5 protein-coding genes are annotated in these 7,071 nt (G+C 73.2%); 3 read left to right on the top strand and 2 right to left on the bottom strand.

From position 1 onward, the window contains the following. Positions 1-173: 173 nt before the first annotated feature. Positions 174-2,177: a threonine--tRNA ligase gene (gene thrS, locus LPA42_RS18820; protein ID WP_077937239.1), complete on the top strand. Its 2,004-nt coding sequence runs from the start codon at positions 174-176 to the stop codon at positions 2,175-2,177. 88 nt (positions 2,178-2,265) lie between these two features. Here the strand turns inward: thrS and LPA42_RS18815 are convergent, their stop codons facing one another. After that, a complete protein-coding gene (locus LPA42_RS18815) occupies positions 2,266-3,006 on the bottom strand; it encodes a D-Ala-D-Ala carboxypeptidase family metallohydrolase (RefSeq protein WP_228986724.1) in 741 nt (246 codons plus the stop codon). 149 nt (positions 3,007-3,155) lie between these two features. Here LPA42_RS18815 and LPA42_RS18810 point away from each other — a divergent pair, with 149 nt between their 5' ends. Both LPA42_RS18810 and LPA42_RS18805 read left to right on the top strand, forming a co-directional pair. After that, the gene (locus tag LPA42_RS18810; protein ID WP_091279922.1) at positions 3,156-3,668 is read left to right on the top strand and encodes an HIT domain-containing protein; all 513 of its coding nucleotides are present in this window, start codon (positions 3,156-3,158) and stop codon (positions 3,666-3,668) included. Positions 3,669-3,742: 74 nt separating this feature from the next. Then, a complete protein-coding gene (locus LPA42_RS18805) occupies positions 3,743-4,801 on the top strand; it encodes an aldo/keto reductase (RefSeq protein ID WP_228986723.1) in 1,059 nt (352 codons plus the stop codon). A 7-nt stretch (positions 4,802-4,808) separates the two neighbouring features. Here LPA42_RS18805 and LPA42_RS18800 read toward each other — a convergent pair whose 3' ends face one another. Beyond that, positions 4,809-6,932 (bottom strand): elongation factor G-like protein EF-G2, encoded by a 2,124-nt coding sequence (locus LPA42_RS18800; RefSeq protein ID WP_228986722.1) that lies wholly within the window; start codon positions 6,930-6,932, stop codon positions 4,809-4,811. Positions 6,933-7,071 lie beyond the last annotated feature (139 nt).

The raw sequence follows: 7,071 nt of genomic DNA, 5'->3' as shown, positions 1-7,071 counted from the left end.
TGCCCGCCGCCCCCGCCCGCCGGCCCGCCGCCGTGCGCCGCGTCGCCCGGCCCTCGGCGTTAATAAGGGGCCCTTCCACTACCGAATGCGATAAGAAGGGGCCCTTCCTTGCCCGCTAGCATCAGCGGGGGCGGCCGGCCGGCCGCTGTTTGTCGTCCTCTGGAGGAGTCACCGTGTCCGCACCCCGTACCCCCGTCGTGGCCGACCCCGTCGTCGTCGCCGCCGGGACGACGGCGGCCGACGCGGTGGCCGCGGCCGGGCTGCCGTCCACCGGCCCGAAGGCGGTCGTCGTGGTCCGCGACCCGCAGGGCAACCTGCGCGACCTGGACTGGGCGCCCGCCGAGGAGACCGTCGTCGAGCCGGTCGCCCTCGACACCCCGGACGGGCTCAACGTGCTGCGCCACTCGACCGCGCACGTGCTCGCCCAGGCGGTGCAGGACGTCTTCCCCGACGCGAAGCTCGGCATCGGCCCGCCGATCGAGAACGGCTTCTACTACGACTTCGCCGTCGACAAGCCGTTCCAGCCCGACGACCTGGCGAAGCTCGAGAAGCGGATGCAGGAGATCGTCAAGTCCGGGCAGCGGTTCCGGCGGCGGCGGTTCGCCAGCCTCGACGAGGCGAAGGCCGAGCTGGCCGCCGAGCCGTTCAAGCTGGAGCTGATCGACGTCAAGGGCGAGGGGCTGGACTCCTCCGAGGTGATGGAGGTGGGCGGCGGCGAGCTGACCATCTACGACAACCTCGCCGCCAAGGAGGACAAGGTCTGCTGGTCGGACCTGTGCCGGGGCCCGCACCTGCCGAACACCCGGCTGATCGGCGCGTTCAAGCTGATGCGGTCGGCCGCCGCGTACTGGCGGGGCAGCGAGAAGAACCCGCAGCTGCAGCGGGTGTACGGCACCGCCTGGCCGACCCGCGACGAGCTGAAGGCGTACCTGAAGCTCCTGGAGGAGGCCGCCCGCCGCGACCACCGCAAGCTCGGCGTCGACCTGGACCTGTTCAGCTTCCCCGACGAGCTGGGCTCCGGCCTGGCGGTCTTCCACCCTAAGGGCGGCATCATCCGCCGGGAGATGGAGAACTACTCGCGGATCAAGCACGAGCAGGCCGGCTACTCCTTCGTCAACACCCCGCACATCACCAAGGGGCACCTGTACGAGGTCTCCGGGCACCTCGACTGGTACGCCGACGGCATGTTCCCGCCCATGGAGGTCGAGGGCGCGAACTACTACCTCAAGCCGATGAACTGCCCGATGCACGACCTGATCTTCCGGTCCCGGGGCCGCTCCTACCGCGAGCTGCCGCTGCGGATGTTCGAGTTCGGCACGGTCTACCGGTACGAGAAGTCCGGTGTGGTGCACGGCCTGACCCGGGTGCGGGGCATGACCCAGGACGACGCGCACATCTTCTGCACCGAGGAGCAGATGGCCGGGGAGCTGAAGTCCCTGCTCGCCTTCGTGCTCGAACTGCTGCGCGACTACGGCCTGGACGACTTCTACCTGGAGTTGTCGACCCGTAACCCGGAGAAGTCGGTCGGCACCGACGAGAACTGGGAGCGGGCGACCGAGGCGCTGCGCTCGGCGGCGCAGGAGTCCGGCCTCAACCTGGTGCCCGACCCGGGCGGCGCGGCCTTCTACGGACCGAAGATCTCCGTGCAGGCCAAGGACGCCATCGGCCGGACCTGGCAGATGTCCACCATCCAGGTCGACTTCAACCTGCCGGAGCGCTTCGGCCTGGAGTACCAGGCGGCCGACGGCAGCCGGCAGCGGCCCGTGATGATCCACCGCGCGCTGTTCGGGTCGATCGAGCGGTTCTTCGGGGTGCTCACCGAGCACTACGCGGGGGCGTTCCCGGCCTGGCTGGCCCCGGTGCAGGTGGTGGGCATCCCGATCCGCGAGGACCACACCGACTACCTGCACGGGTTCGTGGCGGCGCTGCGCGCCGAGGGCATCCGGGCCCAGGTGGACGCGGGCGACGACCGGATGCAGAAGAAGATCCGCAACGCCCAGCAGCAGAAGATCCCGTTCATGGTGATCGCCGGGGACGACGACGTGGCCGCCGGCACGGTGTCGTTCCGCTACCGGGACGGCTCGCAGCGCAACGGCGTGCCGGTCGACGAGGCGGTGGCCCACGTGCTCGACGTGGTCAACTCCCGCACCAACGCCGGCCCGTCGGCGGAGGGCTAAGGAAGGGCCCCCTCTTAACGCATTCGGTAGAGAAGGGTTCCCCTCTCACGGCAGCCGTGAGAAGGGAACCCTTCTTGCCCGGTGACCGTCAGATGCCGCAGCTCGGGGCCGACCAGCCGCCCGCCGCTCCGACGTGGACGTGGTCGTTGTGGTCGGGGTAGCCGGGGCCGAGGATCTGCGCGAAGCCGTGGTTGCGGGCCTGCTGGGCCAGCCGGCACAGCGAGTGCGGGCCGGAGCCCATGTCGACGCCGTCGCCGTAGAGGTGCCGGCTGTTGGACGCGCCGCCGACCGCGCTGTTGCAGGCGTAGCTGCGGAAGCCGCTGGTGATCCGGATCGACTGGTCGCCGAGGGCGTGCCGCAGGGCCTGGAGCTTCCACATCGACACGAGGGCGTTGAACCGCGCGGTGCTCGCCGACACCGCCCCGCCGGACCAGTCGCTGTTGCAGTTGTTCAGCTCGGCGTAGCTGAAGTTGACCGGCGTGCAGTCGTCGTCCTGGAGCGCGTACAGCATGTTGAAGGTCTGCGGGCCGGCGGAGCCGTCGGCGGACAGGCCGTACGCCTGCTGGAAGCGGATCAGCGCCGAGCGGGTGGCCGGGCCGAACGAGCCGTCGAGGCTGAGGACCGCGCCGTAGCCGGGGTAGCCGGCGAGGCGGATCTGGAGCTGCCGGACGTCCTCGCCGGTGGCGCCGGAGGTCAGCGCCCGGCCCCACGTGTAGCACCCGTCGGCGTGCGCGGCGCCGGTCGTCACGGTCAGCCCCACCAGGGTGGTGGCGGCGGCGAGAGCGCAGGCGGCCAGGGCCCTGCCGAGCCGTCGGAGTGCGGTCTTCACGTGATCTCCCATCGACGATTGTCGAGCTTTCTCCTGACTGGAAGCTTCATTGATCAACGTCTCTTCGTCAAGATTCTTCACCCCCTATCCGCCGCCGGGACCGTAGGATCGACGGCGTGACAGGGGAGGAACGGCACACGGGCAACGGCATGACCGACGGGCTGGAACGGCTCTGGACTCCGCACCGGATGACGTACGTCTCCGGTTCCGACCGCCCGGAGGGCGGCTACGACAAGCCCGGCGGCTGTCCGTTCTGCCTGGCCCCCGGCCTGCCGGCCGAGGAGAGCCTGGTGGTGGCCCGGGGTGAGCGGGTCTTCGCGGTGCTCAACCTCTACCCCTACAACCCGGGGCACCTGCTGATCTGCCCCTACCGGCACGTGCCCGACTACACCGACCTCGACCTCGCCGAGACCGCCGAGCTGGCGGCCTTCACCCAGACCGCGATGCGGGTGGTGCGGCGGGTCAGCAACGCCCACGGGTTCAACCTGGGGATGAACCAGGGCGGCGTCGCCGGGGCCGGCATCGCCGAGCACCTGCACCAGCACGTGGTGCCCCGGTGGGGCGGCGACGCCAACTTCATGCCGGTGATCGGGCGGACGAAGGTGCTGCCCCAGCTGCTCACCGACACCCGCGACCTGTTCCGCCACGCCTGGCCGAGCTGACCCTGCGTGGCCGGGTCGTCTCGTTCCGGTGAAACGGCCGCCCGCGGCGGCGCTCCGAGTGGCACGATCTGGCGGTGGCAGTGACGACACGGACATTGGGTCGCAGCGGCATCGAGGTCAGCGCCCTCGGCATGGGCTGCTGGGCCATCGGCGGCCCCTGGGCCGAGGGCACCCAGCCGCTGGGCTGGGGCGCGGTCGACGACGCCGAGTCGATCCGCGCGGTCCGCCGGGCGCTCGATCTCGGCGTGACCCTCTTCGACACCGCCGACACGTACGGCGCCGGGCACGGCGAGCAGGTCCTCGGCCGGGCCCTCGCCGGCCGCCGAGACGAGGCCGTGATCGCCACCAAGTGGGGCTACACGTTCGACCCCCCGACCCGCCAGGCCACCGGGCAGGACGCCTCGCCGGCGCACCTGCGCCGGGCCGTGGTCGACTCGCTGCGTCGCCTCGGCACCGACCGCATCGACCTCTACCAGCTGCACCTGGGCGACCTGCCGGTGCCGCGCGCGCAGGCGCTCTTCGCGGCCTGCGACGACCTCGTCGCCGAGGGGCTGATCCGGGCGTACGGGTGGAGCACCGACCGGGTGGACCGGGCCGACGCCCTCGGCCAGGGCGCCCGCCCCGGCACCGCCGTGCAGCACGACCTGTCCGTGCTGCGTGACACCCCCGACATGCTCGCCGTGTGCGACAAGTACGACCTGGCCAGCATCAACCGCGCCCCGCTGGGCATGGGCCTGCTCACCGGCAAGTACGCCGCCGGCTCCACCCTGCCCCGCGACGACGTGCGGGGGGCGACGGCGACCTGGCTGGAGTGGTTCCGCAGCGGCCGGCCCGCCCCGGAGTGGCTGCGCCGGGTCGGCGCGGTCCGGGCGGCGCTGACCGCCGACGGCCGCACCCTCGCCCAGGGGGCGCTGGGCTGGCTCTGGGCCCGCAGCGACCGCGCGATCCCGATCCCCGGCTGCCGCACGGTCGCCCAGGTGGAGGAGAACGCCGCCGCCATGGCCCTCGGCCCGCTGGCCCCGGACCACTTCGCCGAGGTGGAACGCCAACTGGCGGCGCTGCGGTCGGCGGCCCTGCGCTCCGCCGACCGCCCCTACTGGCCCATGCCGCCGACCCCGCCCACCCGCCCCTGACCGCGGGTCAGTGGGTGGGGGCGGGCTCGTAGCGGGCGAACCGGCGGCGGAAGGTGCCCGTCCCCGAGGTGAGCGAGCGCAGCTCGACGGCGTAGCGCAGCAGCTCGACGGCCGGCACCTCGGCGCGCACCAGCGTCTGCCCCTCGGCGTCCGGGTCGGGCTCGGTGCCGAGCACCCGGCCGCGCCGGCCGGCCAGGTCGCCCAGCACCGCGCCGACGGCGTGCCCCGGCACCCGCACGACCACCTCGTCGATCGGCTCCAGCAGGACGGGCTGGCCCTTCTCGGCGGCGTCGCGCAGCGCGAGCGCCCCGGCGGTCTGGAACGCCGCGTCGGAGGAGTCGACGCTGTGCGCCTTGCCGTCGACCAGGGTCACCCGCAGGTCCACCACCGGGTGCCCGGCGACCAGGCCCCGCTCCAGCTGCGCCCGGACGCCCTTCTCCACCGACGGGACGTACTGGTGCGGCACCGCGCCGCCGACGACCCGGTCGACGAACTCGAACCCCGTGCCCCGGGGCAGCGGCTCGACCTCGATGTCGCAGACGGCGTACTGGCCGTGGCCGCCGGACTGCTTGACGTGCCGGCCGTGCCCCTTCGCGGGCGCGGCGAGGGTCTCCCGCAGCGGCACCCGCACCGGCTCGGTGTCCAGCTCGACGCCGCCGCCGCGCAGCCGGTCGAGCACCACGTCGGCGTGCGCCTCGCCCATGCACCACAGCACGAGCTGGTGGGTCTCCGGGTTACGTTCCAGCCGCAGGGTCGGGTCGCCGGCGACGAGCCGGGCCAGGTTGCGGGCCAGCGCGTCCTCGTCGGCGCGGCTGCGCGCGACGACGGCCACCGGCAGCAGCGGCTCGGGCATCTCCCAGGGGGCGACCAGCAGCGGGTCGTCCTTGGCGGAGATGGTGTCGCCGGTCTCCGCGCTGCCCGACTTGGTGACCGCGCAGATGTCGCCGGCCACGCACGCGCCCACCTCGCGCAGGCTCGCGCCCAGCGGGGTGTAGATGTGCCCGACCCGCTCGTCGGCGTCGTGGTCGGGGTGCCCCCGCTCGGCCATGCCGTGGCCGGCGACGTGCACGGTCAGCTCGGGGCGCAGCGTGCCGGAGAAGACCCGGACCAGCGACACCCGGCCGACGTGCCGGTCCACGGTCGTGCGGACCACCTCGGCGACGAGCGGCCCGGACGGGTCGCAGGTCAGCGGCGGCCGGGGCGAGCCGTCGACCCCGGTGACGGCGGGCAGCTCGTGCTCCAACGGTGAGGGGAACGCCGACACCAGGCCGTCGAGCAGCACGTCCAGCCCGACCCCGGTGGCCGCGCAGACCGGCAGCACCGGGTGGAAGTGCCCCCGGGCGACGGCCTTCTCCAGGTCGGCGATCAGCACGGCGGTGTCGATCTCCTCGCCGGCGAGGTAGCGGTCCATGAGGGACTCGTCCTCGCTCTCGGCGATGATGCCCTCGATGAGCTCGTTGCGGGACTCGGCGATCGCCGGCAGGTGCTCCGGGTCCGGCTCGCGCACCTGCGCCGGCAGGCCGGCGGTGTAGTCGAAGACCCGGCGGGTGACGAGGCCGAGCAGCCCCGCGACCGACTCGCCGTCGTCGCCGAGCATGGTCAGGTGCAGCGGGAGCACGTTGTCGCCGAAGACCCGCTGGCACAGCGCCACGGCCTCGTCGAAGTCGGCGCGCGGGTGGTCCAGCCGGGTCACCGCGACCGCCCGGGGCATGCCGACGGCGGCGCACTCCTCCCACAGCGCGGCGGTGGTGGCGTCCATCCCGTCGACAGCGGAGACCACGAACAGGGCGGCGTCCGCGGCCCGCAGGCCGGCGCGCAGCTCGCCGACGAAGTCGGCGTAGCCGGGGGTGTCCAGCAGGTTGATCTTGACGCCCTGGTGCACCAGCGGGGCGCAGGCCAGGCTCACCGAGCGCTGCTGGCGCACCGCCGCCGGGTCGTGGTCGCAGACCGTGGTGCCGTCGGCGACCGAGCCGGCCCGGCCGATCGTGCCGGTGGCGGCGAGCAGCGCCTCGACCAGGGTCGTCTTGCCCGCCCCGGAGTGCCCGACGAGCACCACGTTGCGTATCCCGCCGGGCTCGGTGACCGTCGGCGCGCCGCCGGCGGCCCCCTTGTCCTGACTCTTCTGCGCCATGGGGCGCACCTCCCTTGGCCGGTGGTGGGTGACGACCGCCGCGCGCGACGGGAAGCGGCCCGATGCTGCTGCCGCGGCGACATCCTCCGGTGATCGGCTGCACGACTGATACGGGACGGTCCGGCGGGTGAGCTAACTC

The organism is Micromonospora sp. DH13, assembly GCF_020873825.1.
GTDB lineage: Bacteria > Actinomycetota > Actinomycetes > Mycobacteriales > Micromonosporaceae > Micromonospora > Micromonospora haikouensis.
Note: the sequence above shows the minus strand (reverse complement) of the source record. Positions and strands in the feature narration are given on the sequence as shown.